This is a genomic window from Methylobacterium sp. WL18 (assembly GCF_008040015.1).
Lineage (GTDB): Bacteria > Pseudomonadota > Alphaproteobacteria > Rhizobiales > Beijerinckiaceae > Methylobacterium > Methylobacterium mesophilicum.
Genome location: NZ_VRVD01001178.1, coordinates 1 through 698, shown reverse-complemented (window position 1 = coordinate 698; position 698 = coordinate 1). Strand labels below are relative to the sequence as shown.

Annotated in this window: 2 protein-coding genes; both read left to right on the top strand. The window is 74.6% G+C overall.

The genetic code is table 11. The features are described from left to right. The coding region (locus FV228_RS31650) for a hypothetical protein (protein ID WP_147857966.1) at positions 1–270 on the top strand (270 nt) is incomplete at its 5' end. A gap of 71 nt (positions 271–341) precedes the next feature. Further along, on the top strand, positions 342–698 hold a 357-nt coding region (locus FV228_RS31645; protein ID WP_147857965.1), incomplete at its 3' end, for an NADH dehydrogenase ubiquinone Fe-S protein 4.

Genomic DNA, 698 nt, shown 5'->3' with positions numbered 1-698 from the left:
GAGCGGGCGTCCTGGTCCACCCTCACCGGCTGGATCGCGTCCGTCATCCTCTGCCTGGCCCTCGCGGCCCTCAGCCCGGCCCCCGCCATGCCCTGGGTGCTGGCCGGATTGCTGAGCCTGTCGGGCTTCGTCTGGCTCGGCGCCGCGATCACCCGGGCCGGGCCGCCGGCCAACGCCACGCATCTCACCGCCTGGGACGCCGCCCTCCTCGCCTTCGCGGGGAGCTTCGGCGTCCAATCCGCGGCGCGCCTCGGGCTGCTGTCGGCCTGACCGCGCCGCATCCCCCACCATCGGCGGCACCCGACGGCTTGCCGGTCGGGCGCCGCTCCAGGGAGGCAACCATGCAGACGACCATTCAGGACCGTGTGATCGGACTCGGACACAACCATCCCCCGGCCGTCGCCGCCGCCGCCCCATGGCTCGCCGGCCGTAAAGCCTACATCCGGCGCCACAAGCGCCCCGTGGAGACCTCGGGCCGCGCCCGGGAGGGCACCTGGATCCTCACATTCGCGCGCGAGACGCCGCCCGAGATCGAGCCGCTGATGGGCTGGACCGGCGGCGGCGATCCGCTCGCCACGGATGTCCGGCTGACCTTCCCGACCCGGGCGCAGGCCATCGCGTATGCCGAGCGCCAGGGCCTCGCATACGAGGCCGAGCCCGACCCCGCCGAGGCCGCCCGCAAGCGCCCGGTCTCGAGT